Below are 18,226 nucleotides of genomic sequence, written 5' to 3'. Positions count from 1 at the left end.
GACTGCCTCGCTACACTATCTGCATAAAATTTTGCGTCATCAGACCCTGGATCCAGCATGGAAACCCAAAAAAACAATATTGAATACATTCCTGAGTTTGAAAAATCCTTCCGCCATCCGCGCAACTGGGGCGCCTGGCTTGGTGTTTACGCCTTTGCGGGGATGGCGATGCTGCCAGCTTCCGTCCGCGACCCTGTTCTGGGTAAGATTGGCCGCCTGGCCGGGCGTTTAGGCAAGAGCGCCCGCCGTCGCGCGCAGATCAACCTCTACTACTGTTTTCCTGAGAAAAGCGACGCCGAGCGCGAGGCAATCATTGATGATATGTATACCACCGCGCCGCAGGCAATGGCGATGATGGCGGAGCTGGCGCTGAAAGGGCCGGATAAAATCGTCGATCGCGTTGACTGGAAAGGGCTGGACATCATCGAGGAGATGCGCCGCAATGACGAGAAGGTCATTTTCCTCGTCCCCCACGGCTGGGGCGTTGATATTCCGGCGATGCTGATGGCGTCTCAGGGGCAGAAAATGGCGGCGATGTTCCATAACCAGGGAAATAAAATCTACGATTTTGTCTGGAACACGGTGCGTCGTCGTTTTGGCGGACGTTTGCATGCGCGTAACGATGGCATTAAGCCCTTCATTCAGTCGGTACGTCAGGGGTACTGGGGCTACTATCTGCCGGATCAGGACCACGGCCCGGAGCACAGCGAGTTTGTTGATTTCTTTGCGACCTATAAAGCGACGCTCCCCGCGATTGGTCGCCTGATGAAAGTCTGTCGTGCCCGCGTGATCCCGTTGTTCCCGGTCTATGACGGCAAAACGCATCGTCTGAGTATTGAGGTCCGTCCGCCGATGGACGATCTGCTCACCGCGGACGACCACACCATCGCGCGTCGAATGAACGAAGAGGTGGAGATACTGGTGGGCCCGCATGCCGAACAGTACACGTGGATTCTGAAGCTGCTAAAAACGCGCAAACCGGGTGAAACAGAGCCCTATAAACGCAAAGAGCTTTATCCGCGGAAATAAAAAAAGCCCTCTCCAGATGGAGAGGGCTTTTTAACACAGGCGTTATTACTCGACGGTCATAACGCGCGTGGTGTTGGTTGAGCCGATGGTGCTCATCACGTCACCCTGGGTCACAATGACGATATCACCGGACACCAGATAGCCTTTGTCGCGCAGCAGGTTAACGGCATCGTGTGCCGCAGCTACGCCGTCATTGGTGCTGTCGAAGTGAACCGGCGTCACGCCGCGGTACAGCGCCGTCAGGTTCAGGGTACGCTCGTGACGGGACATGGCGAAGATCGGCAGACCAGAGCTGATACGAGAGGTCATCAGCGCGGTGCGGCCAGATTCGGTCATGGTGATGATCGCGGTAACGCCCTTAAGATGGTTTGCCGCGTACATCGCAGACATCGCAATCGCTTCTTCCACGTTGTCAAACTGCACGTCCAGACGGTGTTTAGAGACGTTGATGCTTGGGATCTTTTCAGCGCCCAGGCAGACGCGCGCCATGGCGGCCACCGTTTCTGCCGGATACTGGCCTGCAGCGGTTTCCGCAGAGAGCATCACCGCATCGGTACCGTCCAGCACGGCGTTAGCCACGTCCATGACTTCCGCACGGGTTGGCATTGGGTTGGTGATCATGGATTCCATCATCTGAGTGGCGGTGATCACCGCGCGGTTCAGCTGACGTGCGCGACGAATCAGCGCTTTCTGGATACCTACCAGCTCAGGGTCGCCGATTTCCACGCCCAGGTCGCCACGCGCAACCATCACCACGTCTGACGCGAGGATCACATCGTCCATGGCATCCTGATCGCAAACGGCTTCCGCGCGTTCAACTTTAGCGACGATTTTAGCATCACAGCCTGCATCACGCGCCAGGCGACGCGCATAGTTCAGATCTTCGCCGCAGCGTGGGAAGGAGACGGCCAGGTAGTCAACGCCGATCAGCGCGGCAGTCACAATGTCCGCTTTGTCTTTGTCGGTAAGCGCTTCTGCAGAGAGACCGCCACCCAGTTTGTTAATGCCTTTATTGTTGGAGAGTGGGCCGCCGACGGTGACTTCGGTGAACACTTTCATGCCCTGAACTTCCAGCACCTTCAGCTGTACGCGACCGTCGTCGAGCAGGAGGATATCGCCAGGTACCACGTCAGCCGGCAGGCCTTTATAGTCGATACCGACTTTCTCTTTATCGCCTTCGCCTTTGCCCAGGTTGGCATCCAGCAGGAATTTGTCGCCGATGTTGAGGAAAACTTTACCCTCTTTAAAGGTCGATACGCGGATTTTTGGACCCTGCAAATCGCCGAGAATAGCCACGTGGCGGCCCAGTTTTGCTGCGATTTCACGCACTTTATCGGCACGTAATTTATGGTCTTCTGGCGTACCGTGAGAGAAGTTCATGCGCACCACGTTGGCACCAGCGGCGATAATTTTCTCAAGATTATTATCGCGATCGGTGGCCGGGCCTAAGGTGGTTACGATCTTGGTTCTGCGAAGCCTTCTGGACATGTAATACTCCGTTGACTGAAACAACTTTGGTGTTGCGTGAACATTGAATCGGTCTTCATCTGCTGCAAGGCAGCGGAGAGTGGACCGAATGCCGTAAATCGTTACATCGTAATTATTGGTTACGTCTTCGTTATCAACTATCAGGGAACATCGCTCTTTATAAGCAATTCTTTATCAAAACGCGATTCCTTCAGCGCTTCCTTGACCCGCTTCAAGTTATCCCGGAATTTTGCGCCCCGACGCAAGGTAAAACCGGTCGCCAGCACGTCAATCACGGTAAGCTGCGCCAGTCGGGAAACCATCGGCATATAAATGTCGGTGTCTTCCGGCACGTCGAGGGTGATCGCCAGCGTCGCCTCACGCGCCAGCGGCGTACCTGCCGTGGTGAGGGCAATCACCATGGCATCGTTTTCACGGGCCAGCTGTGCCAGCTCGACCTGACTCTTGGTGCGGCCGGTGTGCGAAATCAGTACCACGACGTCATCTTCACTGCAATTCATACAGCTCATGCGTTGCAGCACAATGTCATCGGAATAAATAACCGGGACGTTAAAGCGGAAAAATTTGTTCATGGCGTCATGCGCCACGGCCGCCGACGACCCGAGACCAAAGAACGCAATCCGCTTGGCCTGGGTGAGTAAATCCACCGCGCGATTCACGGAACTCATGTCCAGAGACTGGCGGACGTGGTCGAGCGAAGCCATAGCCGATTCAAAAATTTTCGCGGTATAGGCATCAACGCTGTCGTCTTCATCCACATTACGATTAACATAAGGGGTGCCGTTAGCCAGACTTTGTGCCAGATGCAGTTTAAAATCAGGAAAGCCGCGCGTTTCCAGGCTGCGACAAAAGCGATTGACCGTCGGTTCGCTAACACCCGCTTCCTGCGCCAGAGCGGCGATGCTTGAATGAATCGCCTGAGCGGGGGAGGCGAGAATGACCTCGGCCACTTTTCGCTCGGATTTGCTAAGGTGTTCCAGTTGAAACTGGATTTTTTCCAGCATGTTCATGTTAACAGGACGCTCATGGGTGTAAACGATTTCATAAATTGATGAAATCGTGATTCGATTTAGCCGATATTACCCTTGTGGCTTCCATATAGGGTAATAATCGACAAGATAATGTTGTTGTTTTTTTTCATTACTTGATCGATGTCGGGTTTTGCCGTGACCCTGTTGCGCAAAGAAACAACGGTTGTTGCGTCATTAGGCCACCGTAATCCTCCAGAGGGGGAAAAATCGCGGTATCGCACGCGACGATAAGCGCTAATGGTTTCGGGAATGACGTAAAAGCAGTACAGTGCATTGTAATAAAATTACAACGATACCTGGCAGAAGTACCAGGTGATCCAACTGAGGAGAATGACATGGCGGTAACGCAAACAGCCCAGGCATGTGACCTGGTCATTTTCGGCGCGAAAGGCGATCTTGCACGCCGAAAATTGCTGCCTTCCCTGTATCAACTGGAGAAAGCGGGCCAAATTCATCCGGATACCCGTATCCTGGGTGTAGGGCGCGCCGACTGGGACAAGGACGCTTATACCAAAGTCGTCCGCGAGGCGCTCGAAACTTTCATGAAAGAAAAAATTGATGAAAGTTTGTGGGATACCCTGAGTGGACGTCTCGATTTCTGCAACCTGGACGTTAATGACGTCAGCGCGTTTACCCGCTTAGGCGCGATGCTGGATCAGAAAAACCGTGTCACCATTAACTATTTCGCCATGCCGCCAAGCACCTTCGGCGCCATCTGTAAAGGTCTGGGCGAAGCCAAACTGAACGCCAAACCGGCGCGCGTCGTGATGGAGAAGCCGCTGGGGACGTCGCTGGCAACCTCGCGTGAAATCAACGACCAGGTGGGTGAGTTCTTTGAAGAGTGCCAGGTCTACCGTATCGACCACTATCTCGGTAAAGAGACGGTACTGAACCTGCTGGCGCTGCGTTTTGCTAACTCCCTGTTCGTGAATAACTGGGACAACCGCACTATCGACCACGTGGAAATCACCGTGGCGGAAGAGGTGGGGATTGAAGGGCGCTGGGGTTACTTTGACCAGGCCGGCCAGATGCGCGACATGATCCAGAACCACCTGCTGCAGATTCTGTGCATGATTGCCATGTCTCCACCGTCTGACCTGACGGCTGACAGCATCCGCGATGCAAAAGTGAAAGTGCTGAAGTCACTGCGCCGCATTGACCGCTCCAACGTGCGTGAGAAGACCGTTCGCGGCCAGTACACCGCCGGGTTTGCGCAAGGCAAAAAAGTGCCTGGCTACCTGGAAGAAGAGGGCGCGAACAAGTCCAGCAACACCGAGACGTTCGTGGCCATCCGCGTGGATATCGACGACTGGCGCTGGGCGGGTGTTCCGTTCTACCTGCGCACCGGTAAACGTCTGCCGGCCAAATGTTCCGAAGTGGTTGTTTACTTCAAAAACCCGGAACTGAACCTGTTCAAAGAGTCCTGGCAGGAACTGCCGCAGAACAAACTCACCATTCGTCTGCAGCCGGACGAGGGCGTGGATATCCAGATCCTGAACAAAGTGCCGGGCCTGGATCATAAACACAACCTGCAGACCACCAAGCTGGATCTGAGCTACTCCGAAACCTTCAACCAGACGCACCTGGCCGATGCTTACGAGCGTCTGCTGCTGGAAACCATGCGCGGTATCCAGGCGCTGTTCGTGCGCCGCGATGAGGTGGAAGAAGCGTGGAAATGGGTCGACTCCATCACCGAGGCCTGGGCTGCCGATCAGGATGCGCCAAAACCGTATCAGGCAGGGACCTGGGGACCGGTTGCGTCGGTGGCGATGATCACCCGCGATGGCCGCTCCTGGAACGAGTTTGAGTAAGATAATCCTCTAGCCCGAAAGTGTTATTTTACCGGTAACATGATCTAACACAGCTAGTGGCACAATTTTCAACTTTTAAGCTCCGTGTGGATTCACCCGCGGAGCTTTTTTTATTACACTGCCGGAAGTGATTTTGCCCCTGAGCTCCGGACAGCAAGCGTTTCAGCGTTGTTAACAACTGCCAGCGACTTTGTAAACTCCCGAGCCCGGACAGATAAATTAGAGGAGCTTTTATGAATCCGACATTGTTACGCGTAACACAGCGCATTATTGAGCGCTCGAAAGAGACCCGCTCGGCCTACCTCGCCCGGATTGAACAGGCAAAGAGCAACACCGTACATCGCTCGCAGCTGGCCTGCGGGAACCTGGCGCACGGCTTCGCCGCCTGCCAGCCCGATGATAAAGCGTCGCTGAAAAGCATGTTGCGTAACAATATCGCCATCATTACCTCCTACAACGATATGCTTTCCGCGCACCAGCCTTATGAGGTTTATCCCGATATCATCCGTAAAGCGCTGCACAGCGTGAATGCCGTGGGCCAGGTGGCGGGAGGCGTACCTGCCATGTGCGACGGCGTGACGCAGGGGCAGGACGGCATGGAGCTGTCCCTGCTGAGCCGCGAAGTGATTGCCATGTCCGCAGCGGTTGGCCTGTCACACAACATGTTTGATGGCGCGCTGTATCTCGGCGTGTGCGACAAGATTGTCCCGGGCCTGGTAATGGCGGCGCTGTCGTTTGGCCATCTGCCTGCGATCTTCGTGCCGTCAGGTCCAATGGCGAGCGGTCTGCCGAACAAAGAAAAAGTGCGTATCCGCCAGCTGTACGCGGAAGGGAAAGCAGACCGTCAGGCGCTGCTGGAGGCGGAAGCCGCGTCCTACCATGCGCCGGGGACCTGTACGTTTTACGGTACGGCTAACACCAACCAGATGGTGGTGGAATTTATGGGTATGCAGCTTCCGGGTTCGTCTTTCATCCAGCCGGATGCGCCGCTGCGCAAGGCGCTGACCGAGGCCGCAGCCCGTCAGGTTACGCGTTTGACCGGCAACGGCAACGAATGGATGCCGATGGGCAAAATGGTCGACGAAAAGGTCATCGTCAACGGAATCGTCGCGCTGCTGGCAACGGGGGGGTCAACCAACCACACCATGCACCTGGTGGCCATGGCGCGTGCGGCGGGCATTCTGATCAACTGGGATGACTTCTCCGAGATCTCTTTAGTGGTGCCGCTGATGGCACGCCTGTACCCGAACGGTCCGGCGGATATTAACCACTTCCAGGCCGCAGGCGGCGTACCGCTGCTGATGCGCGAGCTGCTGAAAGGCGGACTGCTGCATGAAGATGTCAACACCGTGGCGGGCTTTGGCCTTCAGCGCTACACCCAGGAGCCGTGGCTGAACAACGGCGAGCTGGACTGGCGCGAAGGGGCGAGCGCCTCTCTTGATGCGCAGGTGATTGCCACCATCGACAAACCGTTCTCACCTCACGGCGGCACCAAAGTCCTGAGCGGCAACCTCGGTCGCGCGGTAATGAAAACCTCTGCCGTACCGGAAGAGAACCAGATTATCGAAGCGCCAGCGGTGGTGTTTGAAAGCCAGCACGACGTGTTACCCGCCTTTGACGCCGGTCTGCTCGACAAAGACTGCGTGGTGGTGGTGCGTCACCAGGGGCCTAAAGCTAACGGGATGCCAGAATTACATAAACTTATGCCACCACTTGGTGTATTATTGGACCGCCGTTTCAAAATTGCGTTAGTCACCGATGGACGCCTCTCCGGGGCATCCGGTAAAGTGCCTTCAGCCATCCACGTAACGCCGGAAGCCTACGACGGCGGTTTACTGGCGAAAGTGCGCGACGGTGACATGATCCGCGTGAATGGTCAGACAGGCGAGTTAACCCTGCTGGTCGATGACGCCGAGCTGGCGGCACGTCAGCCCCATATTCCAGACCTGAGCGCATCGCGCGTGGGGACCGGACGCGAAATGTTCAGCGCGCTGCGTGAGAAACTCTCCGGTGCGGAGCAGGGCGCAACCTGTATTACGTTTTAAGACGACTTGATTTTAACGATCTGGCGAGAGAAAACTCTGATGAAAAACTGGAAAACAAGTGCAGAAGCAATCCTGACCACTGGCCCTGTCGTGCCGGTTATCGTGGTAAACAAGCTGGAGCACGCTGTACCGATGGCGAAAGCGCTGGTTGCGGGCGGCGTTCGCGTTCTGGAAGTCACCCTGCGTACCGCCTGCGCGATGGACGCTATTCGCGCTATCGCCAAAGAAGTGCCGGACGCCATCATCGGTGCGGGTACCGTGACGAACGCAAAACAGCTGGCGGAAGTGACCGACGCGGGCGCGCAGTTCGCCATCAGCCCTGGCCTGACCGAGTCGCTGCTGAAAGCCGCCACTGAAGGTACCATTCCGCTGATCCCGGGCATCAGCACCGTTTCTGAACTGATGCTGGGCATGGACTACGGTCTGAAAGAGTTTAAATTCTTCCCGGCTGAAGCGAACGGCGGCACCAAAGCGCTGCAGGCGATTGCGGGTCCATTCTCTCAGGTACGTTTCTGCCCGACGGGCGGTATCTCGCCTGCCAACTACCGTGACTACCTGGCGCTGAAAAGCGTGTTGTGCATCGGTGGTTCATGGCTGGTTCCGGCGGATGCGCTGGAAGCGGGCGACTGGGATCGCATCACCAAACTGGCTCGTGAAGCGGTTGAAGGCGCGAAGCAGTAAGCTATTCGCCGCATGAAAAACGGGCCTTACGGCCCGTTTTTTTATCCTGTAACCTTAACGCTCGTAGCGGCTGCTTTCGCTCTTGCCACGGCATCGTCAACATTATCCCCGGTGGCTAATGCCACGCCAAGACGGCGGGTTCCGTCGATCTCCGGCTTGCCGAACAAACGTACCTGCAATCCTGCACCCACCGCCCCGTCGACGTTATCAAACGTAACGTTCTGGCTGGTTAACTGCGGCAGGATCACCGCCGAGGCGGCCGGGCCATACTGACGAACACCGCCGACGGGCAGGCCGAGGAACGCGCGCACGTGCAGGGCGAACTCGGAGAGATCCTGCGAAATCAGCGTCACCATGCCGGTGTCATGCGGGCGAGGGGAGACTTCGCTGAAAATCACCTCATCACCGCACACAAACAGCTCCACGCCGAACAGGCCATAGCCGCCCAGCGCCAGGACGGTTTCACGGGCGATCTCCTGAGCACGCTCCAGCGCCAGGGCGCTCATCTGCTGCGGCTGCCAGGATTCGCGGTAATCGCCATCTTCCTGACGGTGGCCAATCGGGTCGCAGAAATGGACGCCGTCAACGGCGCTGACGGTCAGCAGGGTGATTTCGAAATCAAACTTCACGACGCCTTCGACGATGACGCGACCGGCGCCGGCGCGGCCACCCTGCTGGGCATAATCCCACGCGTTATCCAGGGTGCTGCTGTCGCGAATAAAGCTCTGTCCTTTTCCGGAGGAGCTCATCACCGGCTTAACGATGCACGGGTAGCCAATCTCCTCAACGGCCTGCAGGAACGCGGCCTTATCGCCAGCAAAACGGTAGCTCGAGGTGGGCAATCCCAGCTCTTCCGCCGCCAGGCGACGAATGCCTTCGCGGTTCATGGTGAGCTTTGCGGCTTTCGCGCAGGGCACCACGCGCTGGCCTTCCTGTTCCAGAGCGATAAGCGTATCGGTGGCAATGGCTTCAATTTCCGGTACGACAAAATCGGGTTTCTCGCGCGTGATCAGTTCGCGAAGGGCATCGCCATCCAGCATGTTAATCACATAAGAACGATGGGCGACGTGCATGGCGGGTGCGTCAGCGTAACGGTCTACGGCAATGACTTCCACACCTAAACGCTGGCACTCAATGGCGACCTCTTTCCCCAGCTCGCCCGATCCCAGCAGCATCACTCGCGTCGCCGCAGGTCGCAGCGCAGTTCCTAAACGAATCATAACAATCCCCCTAAAAAAGTTGCGCGCAGTATAAACGAAAACGTTTGCGTCTGTCTTGTGCAGGGCTAAACGAGGGGGCAGAAATTTGCGCTTCTTTAGCCCGACCAGACGTTTCCTGACGCCCGCTCGCTTACGCTGTGGTACATGTTCACCGTTAAGTGAGGGAAACCATGTCTGGCTGGTTAAATCAACTGCAATCCCTGTTAGGACAGAAAACATCGTCTGGCGAACGGGACCTCAGCAAACTGCTGGTACCCGGGGCGCTCGGCGGGCTGGCAGGCCTGCTGGTGGCGAATAAATCCTCACGCAAGCTGCTGGCAAAGTATGGTACAGGCGCGCTGCTGGCCGGCGGCGGCGCCATCGCGGGCACCGTGCTGTGGAATAAATACAAGGACAGAGTGCGGACCGCGCACAGCGATGAACCGCATTATGGCGAGCACACCTCGCCGCTGGATCTGCGTACCGAACGGCTCATTCTTGCGCTGGTTTTTGCCGCGAAAAGTGACGGGCATATTGACGATAAAGAACGAACGGCGATCGAGCAGCAGCTGCGCGAAGCCGGTGTCGAAGAGAGGGGAAGAGCGCTGGTGGCGCAGGCGATAGAACAGCCGCTCGAGCCGCAGCGTCTTGCGCAAAGTGTGAAAAATGAAGAAGAGGCGCTGGAGCTCTATTTCCTCAGCTGTGCCGCCATCGATATCGATCATTTTATGGAGCGTAGCTACCTTAACGCCCTGGGCGATGCGTTAAAGATCCCTCAGGACGTGCGCGCCGGCATTGAGCGGGATATCCGGGAGCAAAAACAGGCGTTACAGGGATAACCGTCGCCGTCGCGACGCTGTTTCGCTTGCATCATGCGTGGGTTTTGCCAACCTTATAGGGTGTAAAACTTAAAAGAATGATGACATGCCACCGAAAGCCCGACGTATACCTTATGCGATCACCACGCATGGCGATACGCGTATAGACAACTATTACTGGCTACGGGACGATTCGCGCTCCCGGCCAGAGGTGCTCGACTACCTGCACGAGGAAAATGACTATGGCCGCAAGGTCATGTCCAGCCAGCAGACGCTTCAGGACCAGCTGCTGAATGAAATGGTGCAGCGTATTCCTCAACGCGATATCTCCGCGCCCTGGACCAAAAACGGCTATCGCTATCGCCATATCTACGAGCCCGGCAATGAGTATCCCATCTACCAGCGTCAGTCGGTGTTAAGCGCCGAATGGGATGAGTGGGATATTCTGCTGGATGCCAACCAGCGCGCCGCCCACAGCGAGTTTTATACCCTGGGCGGCATGTCCATTTCGCCGGATAACGCGGTAATGGCGCTGGCGGAGGATTATCTCTCCCGTCGCCAGTACGGCCTGCGGTTTCGCAATCTGGACACCGGCAACTGGTATCCGGAAATGCTGGAAAACGTCTCCCCGGATTTTGTCTGGGCGAATGATTCCGAGACGGTTTACTACGTCAAAAAGCACGCGTCGACGCTGCTGCCTTACCAGGTGTGGCGACACACAGTGGGAACGGACTCCGCTGACGACGAGCTGGTTTATGAAGAGAAAGACGAAACGTTTTATGTCAGCCTGCATAAAACCTCCTCACGCCACTATGTGATTATCTTCCTTGCCAGCGCGACGACGTCGGAAGTTCTGCTGCTGGATGCCGAACTGCCGGACGCCCAGCCGCTCTGTTTCCTGCCGCGCCGCAAGGATCACGAGTACAGCCTGGATCACTTCCAGCACAGTTTTTATTTGCGCTCCAATCGCGAGGGCAAAAACTTTGGTCTCTATAAAACCAAAGTGCGCGATGAGCGCAAATGGGAGGTGCTTATCCCCGCGCGGGATCAGGTGATGCTCGAAGGATTCACCCTGTTTACCGACTGGCTGGTGGTGGAAGAGCGTCAGCGCGGGCTGACCAGTATCCGGCAAATCAACCGTAAAACCCGGGAAGTGGTGGGGATTGCGTTCGACGACCCGGCCTATGTGACGTGGATTGGTTTCAACCCTGAACCCGAATCGTCGCGGTTGCGCTACGGCTATTCATCTATGACCACACCGGACACCCTGTTTGAGCTGGATATGGATACCGGGCAGCGTCAGGTGATTAAACAGACCGAGGTAAAAGGGTTTGAGTCCGAAAACTACCGCAGCGAGCACCTGTGGGTTACCGCGCGTGATGGCGTCGAGGTGCCGGTCTCTCTCGTTTACCATCGGGCGCATTTCCAGAAAGGCAAAAATCCGATCCTGGTGTACGGCTACGGCTCGTATGGCTCAAGCATGGACGCCGATTTCAGCAGCAGCCGATTAAGCCTGCTCGATCGCGGTTTTGTTTTCGCCATCGCCCATATTCGCGGCGGTGGTGAACTAGGACAGCACTGGTATGAGGACGGTAAATTCCTGAAAAAGAAAAACACCTTTAATGACTACCTCGACGTCTGCGATGCGCTGATTGAGCAGGGCTACGGGGATCCGCAGCTTTGCTTTGGGATGGGCGGCAGCGCGGGCGGAATGCTGATGGGGGCGGTGATTAACCAGCGTCCCGACCGCTTTAAGGGGATTGTCGCGCAGGTTCCGTTTGTCGATGTGGTCACGACCATGCTCGACGAATCCATTCCGCTTACCACCGGAGAGTTTGAGGAGTGGGGGAATCCGCAGGACGAGACATACTACCGCTATATGAAAGCGTACAGCCCGTACGATAACGTGGAGGCGAAAGCCTACCCGCACATGCTGGTCACCACCGGTTTGCATGACTCTCAGGTGCAGTACTGGGAGCCGGCAAAATGGGTGGCAAAGCTGCGGGAGCTGAAAACCGACGACAATCTGCTGCTGCTGTGTACCGATATGGATTCCGGACACGGGGGGAAATCGGGTCGATTTAAATCGTACGAAGGTGTTGCCCTGGAATATGCCTTCCTGATAGGCCTGGCGCAGGACACGCTGCCAGGCCGTGCGGAGCGTTAAGCGTCGCCCAGATAATGTTTTAGGGTTAAGCGCAATTCCGGGCTCATTCTGTCGAGGTTGTTGTATAGCCAGCGCAAATAGCCCGGGTCTTTATCCGCCACCTCGGACACCGGTTTACCGCGATATTTTCCAAAGGTAAATGTGGTCAGCAGCGCGGGACGGCCGGTGATTGTCGCCATATCATCCGGCGTCCAGCCAGAGATATTCATAATATCAATCAGTAACGCGGCGGTGATATAGCAGTCATACAGGGCGCGGTGATGGTGAAGCCCCTCGGGGGTACGGACGTTGAGCTTACGGGATTTATACAGCGCCATATTACTGTATTTAATCCCCGGCCACAGCCGACGCGCCAGCTTCATGGTACAAATCCACTCGCCCGGCATCTCAGGCAACACCCGGCGGTCAAAACTGGCGTTATGCGCGACGTACCATGGGCTACCGTAGTAATGCGGAATGATCTCTTCGATCCACGGCTTATCTGCCACCATCGATTCGGTAATGCGATGGATAGCCATCGCCTGAGGGCTGATGGGGCGATCGGGACGCACCAGATGGCTCATTGGGTTGACGATCTTTCCGTCAACGACATCGACAGAGGCCACTTCTACAATTCCGCCCTGAAGATCGCAAGTTTCGGTATCGATGACGCGCAGCATTGAAAACTCCTGAGCTTAAAACGCCTAGCCTAAAGGAATGATATCGCCTTGCCAACCCTCACGGCCGAGCGTACCGGTCACCAGAAGCTCGCCCGTATCCGCGCGTACGATCAGCTGGCCTTTTTCATCCCACAGCGCGCTACCGCCGCAGGCGTTTGCCATCAGCACCGCAATCGCATATTTATGCGCGAAGCGCTGCAGGGTACTGATGGACTGCCGCCAGCGGTTATCCCTTACTGACTGGCAGCTGGTAACAAGCGTTGCTCGGGGATCGAGATTGGGGGAATCGGCATGCGCATCAATGATGGTAAGGTGTTTATCCCCCGGCATCAGGCTGGCTCCGTGGCCTTGCGGGTAGCGTAAGATGCGGTGGCGAGCGGGCGTAAACAGCGCGAGGCCCTTTTGGCGCTGTCCATTCCGCTCCAGGGGGATCCCGGCAATAACGGTAATCCGGTAAAAATGTGCCGCGTTAAGCAGCGGTTCCAGCTGCGCGTCATCGGGTGGGGGAGGTAGCGTCGGTGCGGCTGAGCCCGTTAATGAGAGTTCAGGGAAGACCAGTAAATCACACCGTTGCCGTGCTGCTTCGGCGATGAAGCGCAGGTGGTGCGTAACATGGTCATCTACAGTCTGATGCAGCCCGCCATACTGGGCTGCCGCTATATTCCAATGTGACATCGTGACTTCCTTATACACTGAGTCGCAGAGATTTAAGAATACACCTAAATTAATCAGGGTTTTCTTATCCTGCCAGATTCCGCGTAAGGAAGTGTAACGACTCGTTAAGCTTATTTAACTTTTGGCTCGTACGGTAAACGGGAAAGGTTAACCGAGGCGAGACGGTGGGCAATTAATCTTTCGCGAAACCAGTCGCGCAGATGGGCGGGTTGTTCCCGTTCAACAACTTCAGCCACGATGGGCATGTTGTAACGCTCTTTAAACGCGACGCCAGCGGCAGCGAGATCGACATTCACTTTATCCATTTCGTCCTGCGGAAGGGCGGCCAGATTGATCTTCATTACCATCTCCTTTTTATGCGGCGGCAACGTTACCGCGAATGCACGATGATGACAAGCGGAGGCAGGATGATCCTCGACTCGTTTATTATACAGCGTTATTCTTTAGCATACAGACATAACAAAAAGGAATGATTGTGATGGGTTTCTCCGCCTCCCGCGCGGTATGCGCACTGGTTTTTGTGGCCTCGACAATGATGACGCCCTCCGTGATGGCACATGCACATCTTAAACAGCAGACCCCGCCAGCAGACAGCGTGGTGACCGCACCGCAGGCGCTAACGCTGAATTTTTCGGAAGGTATCGAACCTGGTTTTAGCGGCGTGGTGGTAACGGATGCGCAAAAGCAGGTCATCAAAACGGGAACCGCTACGCGAGACGAAAAGAATAAGGCTCAGCTCACCGTTCCGCTGGAACAAACGCTGGCGTCCGGAACTTACCAGGTGGACTGGCATGTGGTCTCCGTAGACGGCCATAAAACCAAAGGCAGCTATCATTTTAGCGTGAAATAGCATGCTGGCGCTGTGTTATATCGGGGTACGCTTTATCCATTTTGGGGCGCTGATGCTGGTTTTTGGCAATGCGCTTTACAGCGTCTGGTTTGCGCCTTCTTCTCTCCACCGTCTGATGTCCCGGCGATTCCAGTCGCAGCAGAAAGTGGCGGCCTTAGTGGGCCTGGCGGCAGCACTTCTGATGTATATGCTGCAGGGCGGATTAATGGGTGACGGCTGGGGAGATGTGTTTGCTCCGCAGATCTGGTTCAGCGTGATGGGGACCCGGTTTGGTGGCGTCTGGCTGTGGCAAATGATCCTCGCGGCGATGATGGTCGGTGCGGCATGGCTTGCGCCGCTGAAAGGTTCGCGGCTGCTGCTGCTCGCAATGGGCCAGCTTATCCTGCTGGCTGGGGTAGGGCACGCGGCGATGAACGACGATCCGATGGGGGCGTTGCAGCGTCTTAATTATGCTTTTCACCTGATCTGTGCCGCAACCTGGCTTGGTGGATTATTGCCTCTGCTGTTCTGCATGCGTCTGGCGAAAGGGCGGTGGCAGAATGCCGCTATCTTTACCATGATGCGCTTCTCGCGCGTGGGGCATTACGCCGTCGCGGGAGTCCTGCTCACCGGCGTGATAAATACGCTCATGATACTGGGCGTCCATATTCCCTGGCAGGCTGGCTACGTGCGGTTTTTGTTGTTCAAATGTGCGCTGGTGGCGTTGATGGTGGTAATTGCGCTGGCAAATCGGTATTTTCTGGTGCCACGGTTTCGTCCGGAGACTGGGCGAGCACAACAGATTTTTATCAGGATGACACAGGCAGAAGTGGTGCTGGGAGCGCTGGTACTGGCAACGGTCAGTCTGTTCGCCACCTGGGAACCCTTCTGACAAGGTTAAATATCATATGAAAAAGACAGTACTTTCTCTCCTGTTACTGGCCTGCACGGGGAGTGCGCTTGCCGCGCCGCAGGTTATCACCGTCAGCCGTTTTGAAGTGGGTAAGGACAAATGGGCGTTCAATCGCGAAGAGGTGATGCTGACCTGCCGACCGGGTCATGCGCTTTACGCGATCAACCCGAGCACGCTGGTGCAATACCCGTTAAATGATACCGCCGAGCAGCAGGTGGCCAGCGGCAAGAGCAGCGGCCAGCCGATTAGCGTGATTCAGATCGATGACCCTGCCCATCCGGGGCAGAAAATGAGCCTGGCACCGTTTATCGAGCGTGCCGACAAGCTCTGCTAACGTTCAGGTTTCCAATAAAAAACCGCAGATGCTTGCGAAAGCACTGCGGTTTTTCAGTTTTAATGATGCTCAGACGCTTTTTTTCAGGCCACTTTTGCTGTGGACTGGAAAACCTGGCGTCGTCATCTATTCTTAAAAGGCAAGGCGACTTAGCCTGCATTAATGCCAACTTTTAGCGCACGGCTCTCTCCCAAGAGCCATTTCCCTGGACCGAATACAGGAATCGTATTCGGTCTCTTTTTATCTGTATGTTTTTCAAAGCATTGTTCGGTGATGACTCGAAATCACCCGAAACTTTCTCGAACTTTCCATATCCTGTCTAAACCATAACATACTCAGGACCGCGTGCGTCCAGGGTTTTTTGGGATCTTTGTTAAAATTTTGTGGCCGAGGGTACGCCTTCTATGAGCAAGAGGGCAACCCGTAAGTTAAATAATGAACGCGCTGAATTTATCTTTGTGGCGGACAATGTACTCCGGGAAGTTTTCAACCGTCAGCTCTTGCTTGATTAACGTCCTGTCGCGTCCCCAGATATCTTCCGCATTTTTAATTACCTTCATGATGTGTTCCGGGTTGTTAAACTCAGGAAGATCGTATTCAGTATGGGAAATGGTAGACATTTTTTCGGAGATGCGCTCAGGTGTCATCACCCATGAGAAATGCCAGCCACCGTTTTCGATGATGCTGTTGTTAACCTTGAACCAGTTCCATTTTAGCCACGACCAGTTTTTGACGCTTCGGGTGCGTTTAAGATTCCTGAATGATTCAGGTTCACCGCCAAAGAAATTAACGAGATTTTTATATTGGGTCGCTCTCGGTAATTTACATTTTCTTGGCGTGTTGTCAGTATTAAAAACCTGCAGGTTAAACTGATAATTGTAGAAATTCTGATAAATAGTGGTGCAGAGTTTTTTGGGATTTATTGATGCGACCACCTGAGGTGAAAATATCTCGTCCACATCGGAAATTAAAATTAAATCATCATCGTTGGCCTGCGTTAAACCCTGCATGATGGCATTCCTCTGCGCGGCTTCATTTGCCCACGCATCTACCACCATTCCCTCTGGCAGTCCCGGAATCACCTCCCGAGCAGGATGTGATCCTTCCGCAGCTTTCGTAATCGGTTCTTTGTCATGAACAACGTAGATAATTTTATCTTTAAATTGACTATATTTATTTACGTCAAAGTGCAGCTGTCTCTTTTTACCGGTAAAGGTATGCGTTGACTCAACGATAACGAAGCGATCGACTACGTCCGCTAGCGTGTTAAGCCTGATTTCGAGAAGCATATCTTCATCGTAATATAAGAAGCAGTCATAAATCATTACCGAAGTCCCTCATTTTTGCGCCTACATTGCGCTTTTCCCAACGCATTCGTCAGTTTCATTTTGCACAATGCTAACTGAGCGCCCTCGCCCTGTGCAATAGTGTACTGCTTTATCATTCCTCTTTTAAACAGAATGGATCCACTATGCAGTGAGCGAAAACGCCAGCAAGGCTTAAAAGTGGGACTTAACGGACGCCTCTATTTCATCGAGCAGCGCAAAGCGACGGCGGTATTCGGCTCGTTTTTTACTGGCAATCTCTTCCAGGGATTTACGCTCCATCTGAAGCGGCAGCTGCCAGCAGTAGGCCGAGAGCTTTTTGCCGTCCAGCGATCCCCAAAACTCATCGTAGCTGGCATGGAAATGGCGGCCTTTGCTCAGGCGATATCGCAACGCGCGGAAAACATGTCCCTCATCGCTGACGGCAAAAATAGCACGGACAGATGATTGCGCGGCAAGCTGGAAGAGGACTTCCATCAACACCCGTTTAGGGAACAGGCCGTGGCAGGCGCGGGTGGCTTGTTTAATGACGTCTCGCGATACGCAGCGACGGGGTCCCTGAAGCCCGCCGATGACCATGACCTGCTGGCCATTGCTGCGTGCGACGCTGAAGGTCAGGCTGGCCAGCAGCGTATCCTCGTTGTCGTGTAGCCACAAGGTGCTTTCGCCTTCGCGTTCGGCTTTCCCCGCAGAGGAAGCATTGACCGTATAGGTTACACCGTCTTTAGCATGGAACTGCGCAACGGTTTGCTCCTGCGGGCTGGTCAGAGCCTGAGCGAGACCGCTCTCTTTCAGGCTATCAATCCAGTAATAATGGCTAACGATTGCGTCGGCGCGATCGTTAGCCGTCAGGCCACGCATCAGATACTGCCGGTGGGTCTTGCTGGGTAACGTGATCTGTGAGGCAAGGAGCCTGTCGAAATCGTCGCGCCCGGAAAGGGCTTCCAGCATGCGATGGGTAGAGGACCAGAACAGAAGCGATCGGAAAAGGAACTTCAGGCGATATTCGCGCTTGCGCCAGATTGGCCCCGGCACGCGTTTGCCGTTCACCAGCTCGGAAATAATATTTGTGCGATGCGGATAAAAAACATCGTTATGCAGGTGCGTATTAGACACGTGAAGACCCCTCTTTTTTTCTACCCTTATTGTAAGGAGCCATGAAAAAGGGATTAATAGCGCGAGGATCTTTATTTCTGTTTGGTTTACCGTTTGTTTGACTTCG

General features: G+C 55.0%; 17 protein-coding genes. 9 read left to right on the top strand and 8 right to left on the bottom strand.

The window, feature by feature from the left end:
- Positions 1 to 57 precede the first annotated feature (57 nt).
- Complete coding sequence (gene lpxM / locus N037_RS17050; RefSeq protein ID WP_023336103.1) at positions 58 to 1,029, top strand: lauroyl-Kdo(2)-lipid IV(A) myristoyltransferase; 972 nt, start codon at positions 58 to 60, stop codon at positions 1,027 to 1,029.
- A gap of 45 nt (positions 1,030 to 1,074) precedes the next feature.
- Here lpxM and pyk read toward each other — a convergent pair whose 3' ends face one another.
- Together pyk and N037_RS17040 are read right to left on the bottom strand one after the other, a co-directional pair.
- Positions 1,075 to 2,517 (bottom strand): pyruvate kinase, encoded by a 1,443-nt coding sequence (pyk, locus tag N037_RS17045; RefSeq protein ID WP_008500455.1) that lies wholly within the window; start codon positions 2,515 to 2,517, stop codon positions 1,075 to 1,077.
- A gap of 140 nt (positions 2,518 to 2,657) precedes the next feature.
- Positions 2,658 to 3,527 (bottom strand): MurR/RpiR family transcriptional regulator, encoded by an 870-nt coding sequence (locus tag N037_RS17040; protein ID WP_023312229.1) that lies wholly within the window; start codon positions 3,525 to 3,527, stop codon positions 2,658 to 2,660.
- Positions 3,528 to 3,883: 356 nt separating this feature from the next.
- Between N037_RS17040 and zwf the strand changes: the two genes are divergently transcribed.
- The 3 genes from zwf to N037_RS17025 all read left to right on the top strand — a co-directional run bounded on the left by zwf (position 3,884) and on the right by N037_RS17025 (position 8,085).
- Positions 3,884 to 5,359 carry a glucose-6-phosphate dehydrogenase gene (gene zwf / locus N037_RS17035; RefSeq protein WP_023312228.1) on the top strand — a complete coding sequence of 492 codons (1,476 nt, stop codon included), beginning with the start codon at positions 3,884 to 3,886 and terminating at the stop codon, positions 5,357 to 5,359.
- Positions 5,360 to 5,592: 233 nt separating this feature from the next.
- Complete coding sequence (edd, locus tag N037_RS17030; protein ID WP_032642375.1) at positions 5,593 to 7,404, top strand: phosphogluconate dehydratase; 1,812 nt, start codon at positions 5,593 to 5,595, stop codon at positions 7,402 to 7,404.
- A 39-nt stretch (positions 7,405 to 7,443) separates the two neighbouring features.
- Positions 7,444 to 8,085: a bifunctional 4-hydroxy-2-oxoglutarate aldolase/2-dehydro-3-deoxy-phosphogluconate aldolase gene (locus N037_RS17025; protein WP_023336100.1), complete on the top strand. Its 642-nt coding sequence runs from the start codon at positions 7,444 to 7,446 to the stop codon at positions 8,083 to 8,085.
- A gap of 41 nt (positions 8,086 to 8,126) precedes the next feature.
- On the opposite strand, the gene purT is transcribed toward N037_RS17025, so the two are convergent.
- A complete protein-coding gene (gene purT / locus N037_RS17020) occupies positions 8,127 to 9,305 on the bottom strand; it encodes a formate-dependent phosphoribosylglycinamide formyltransferase (RefSeq protein ID WP_032642373.1) in 1,179 nt (392 codons plus the stop codon).
- A 170-nt stretch (positions 9,306 to 9,475) separates the two neighbouring features.
- Between purT and N037_RS17015 the strand changes: the two genes are divergently transcribed.
- Both N037_RS17015 and ptrB read left to right on the top strand, forming a co-directional pair.
- Entirely contained in the window at positions 9,476 to 10,123 is a 648-nt protein-coding gene (locus N037_RS17015; protein ID WP_032642371.1) for a tellurite resistance TerB family protein, read from the top strand.
- An 85-nt stretch (positions 10,124 to 10,208) separates the two neighbouring features.
- The gene (gene ptrB, locus N037_RS17010) at positions 10,209 to 12,269 is read left to right on the top strand and encodes an oligopeptidase B (RefSeq protein WP_032642368.1); all 2,061 of its coding nucleotides are present in this window, start codon (positions 10,209 to 10,211) and stop codon (positions 12,267 to 12,269) included.
- On the opposite strand, the gene exoX is transcribed toward ptrB, so the two are convergent.
- From exoX to N037_RS16995, 3 genes are all read right to left on the bottom strand, one after another.
- Positions 12,266 to 12,928 carry an exodeoxyribonuclease X gene (exoX, locus tag N037_RS17005; protein ID WP_023336096.1) on the bottom strand — a complete coding sequence of 221 codons (663 nt, stop codon included), beginning with the start codon at positions 12,926 to 12,928 and terminating at the stop codon, positions 12,266 to 12,268. The two genes, ptrB and exoX, sit on opposite strands and share 4 nt — an antisense overlap.
- 24 nt (positions 12,929 to 12,952) lie before the next feature.
- Entirely contained in the window at positions 12,953 to 13,603 is a 651-nt protein-coding gene (locus tag N037_RS17000; RefSeq protein WP_032642366.1) for a carbon-nitrogen hydrolase family protein, read from the bottom strand.
- A gap of 110 nt (positions 13,604 to 13,713) precedes the next feature.
- Positions 13,714 to 13,944, bottom strand: a complete 231-nt coding sequence (locus tag N037_RS16995; RefSeq protein WP_013096102.1) for a DNA polymerase III subunit theta — start codon at positions 13,942 to 13,944, stop codon at positions 13,714 to 13,716.
- 137 nt (positions 13,945 to 14,081) lie between these two features.
- Between N037_RS16995 and yobA the strand changes: the two genes are divergently transcribed.
- From yobA to N037_RS16980, 3 genes are read left to right on the top strand one after another with little or no spacing between them, the layout of a single operon-like run.
- The gene (gene yobA / locus N037_RS16990; RefSeq protein ID WP_032642365.1) at positions 14,082 to 14,453 is read left to right on the top strand and encodes a CopC domain-containing protein YobA; all 372 of its coding nucleotides are present in this window, start codon (positions 14,082 to 14,084) and stop codon (positions 14,451 to 14,453) included.
- A 1-nt stretch (position 14,454) separates the two neighbouring features.
- Entirely contained in the window at positions 14,455 to 15,324 is an 870-nt protein-coding gene (gene copD, locus N037_RS16985; RefSeq protein ID WP_023336093.1) for a copper homeostasis membrane protein CopD, read from the top strand.
- Positions 15,325 to 15,340: 16 nt separating this feature from the next.
- Entirely contained in the window at positions 15,341 to 15,679 is a 339-nt protein-coding gene (locus N037_RS16980; protein WP_032642363.1) for a YebY family protein, read from the top strand.
- A 428-nt stretch (positions 15,680 to 16,107) separates the two neighbouring features.
- Here N037_RS16980 and N037_RS16975 read toward each other — a convergent pair whose 3' ends face one another.
- Both N037_RS16975 and N037_RS16970 read right to left on the bottom strand, forming a co-directional pair.
- On the bottom strand, positions 16,108 to 17,004 hold the full coding sequence (locus N037_RS16975; RefSeq protein ID WP_023336091.1) for a beta-1,4-mannosyl-glycoprotein beta-1,4-N-acetylglucosaminyltransferase: 897 nt from the start codon (positions 17,002 to 17,004) through the stop codon (positions 16,108 to 16,110).
- A 174-nt stretch (positions 17,005 to 17,178) separates the two neighbouring features.
- Positions 17,179 to 18,120 carry a VirK/YbjX family protein gene (locus tag N037_RS16970; protein WP_032642361.1) on the bottom strand — a complete coding sequence of 314 codons (942 nt, stop codon included), beginning with the start codon at positions 18,118 to 18,120 and terminating at the stop codon, positions 17,179 to 17,181.
- Positions 18,121 to 18,226: the final 106 nt, after the last annotated feature.

The sequence above is a fragment of the Enterobacter sp. EGD-HP1 genome, assembly GCF_000733275.2.
GTDB lineage: Bacteria > Pseudomonadota > Gammaproteobacteria > Enterobacterales > Enterobacteriaceae > Enterobacter.
Note: the sequence above shows the minus strand (reverse complement) of the source record. Positions and strands in the feature narration are given on the sequence as shown.

Bases quoted from the DNA above. Each gene is read 5' to 3' on its own strand.
- lpxM (WP_023336103.1), top strand. From the start codon at position 58: ATGGAAACCCAAAAAAACAATATTGAATACATTCCTGAGTTTGAAAAA.
- pyk (WP_008500455.1), bottom strand. From the start codon at position 2,517: ATGTCCAGAAGGCTTCGCAGAACCAAGATCGTAACCACCTTAGGCCCG.
- N037_RS17040 (WP_023312229.1), bottom strand. From the start codon at position 3,527: ATGAACATGCTGGAAAAAATCCAGTTTCAACTGGAACACCTTAGCAAA.
- zwf (WP_023312228.1), top strand. From the start codon at position 3,884: ATGGCGGTAACGCAAACAGCCCAGGCATGTGACCTGGTCATTTTCGGC.
- edd (WP_032642375.1), top strand. From the start codon at position 5,593: ATGAATCCGACATTGTTACGCGTAACACAGCGCATTATTGAGCGCTCG.
- N037_RS17025 (WP_023336100.1), top strand. From the start codon at position 7,444: ATGAAAAACTGGAAAACAAGTGCAGAAGCAATCCTGACCACTGGCCCT.
- purT (WP_032642373.1), bottom strand. From the start codon at position 9,305: ATGATTCGTTTAGGAACTGCGCTGCGACCTGCGGCGACGCGAGTGATG.
- N037_RS17015 (WP_032642371.1), top strand. From the start codon at position 9,476: ATGTCTGGCTGGTTAAATCAACTGCAATCCCTGTTAGGACAGAAAACA.
- ptrB (WP_032642368.1), top strand. From the start codon at position 10,209: ATGCCACCGAAAGCCCGACGTATACCTTATGCGATCACCACGCATGGC.
- exoX (WP_023336096.1), bottom strand. From the start codon at position 12,928: ATGCTGCGCGTCATCGATACCGAAACTTGCGATCTTCAGGGCGGAATT.
- N037_RS17000 (WP_032642366.1), bottom strand. From the start codon at position 13,603: ATGTCACATTGGAATATAGCGGCAGCCCAGTATGGCGGGCTGCATCAG.
- N037_RS16995 (WP_013096102.1), bottom strand. From the start codon at position 13,944: ATGAAGATCAATCTGGCCGCCCTTCCGCAGGACGAAATGGATAAAGTG.
- yobA (WP_032642365.1), top strand. From the start codon at position 14,082: ATGGGTTTCTCCGCCTCCCGCGCGGTATGCGCACTGGTTTTTGTGGCC.
- copD (WP_023336093.1), top strand. From the start codon at position 14,455: ATGCTGGCGCTGTGTTATATCGGGGTACGCTTTATCCATTTTGGGGCG.
- N037_RS16980 (WP_032642363.1), top strand. From the start codon at position 15,341: ATGAAAAAGACAGTACTTTCTCTCCTGTTACTGGCCTGCACGGGGAGT.
- N037_RS16975 (WP_023336091.1), bottom strand. From the start codon at position 17,004: ATGATTTATGACTGCTTCTTATATTACGATGAAGATATGCTTCTCGAA.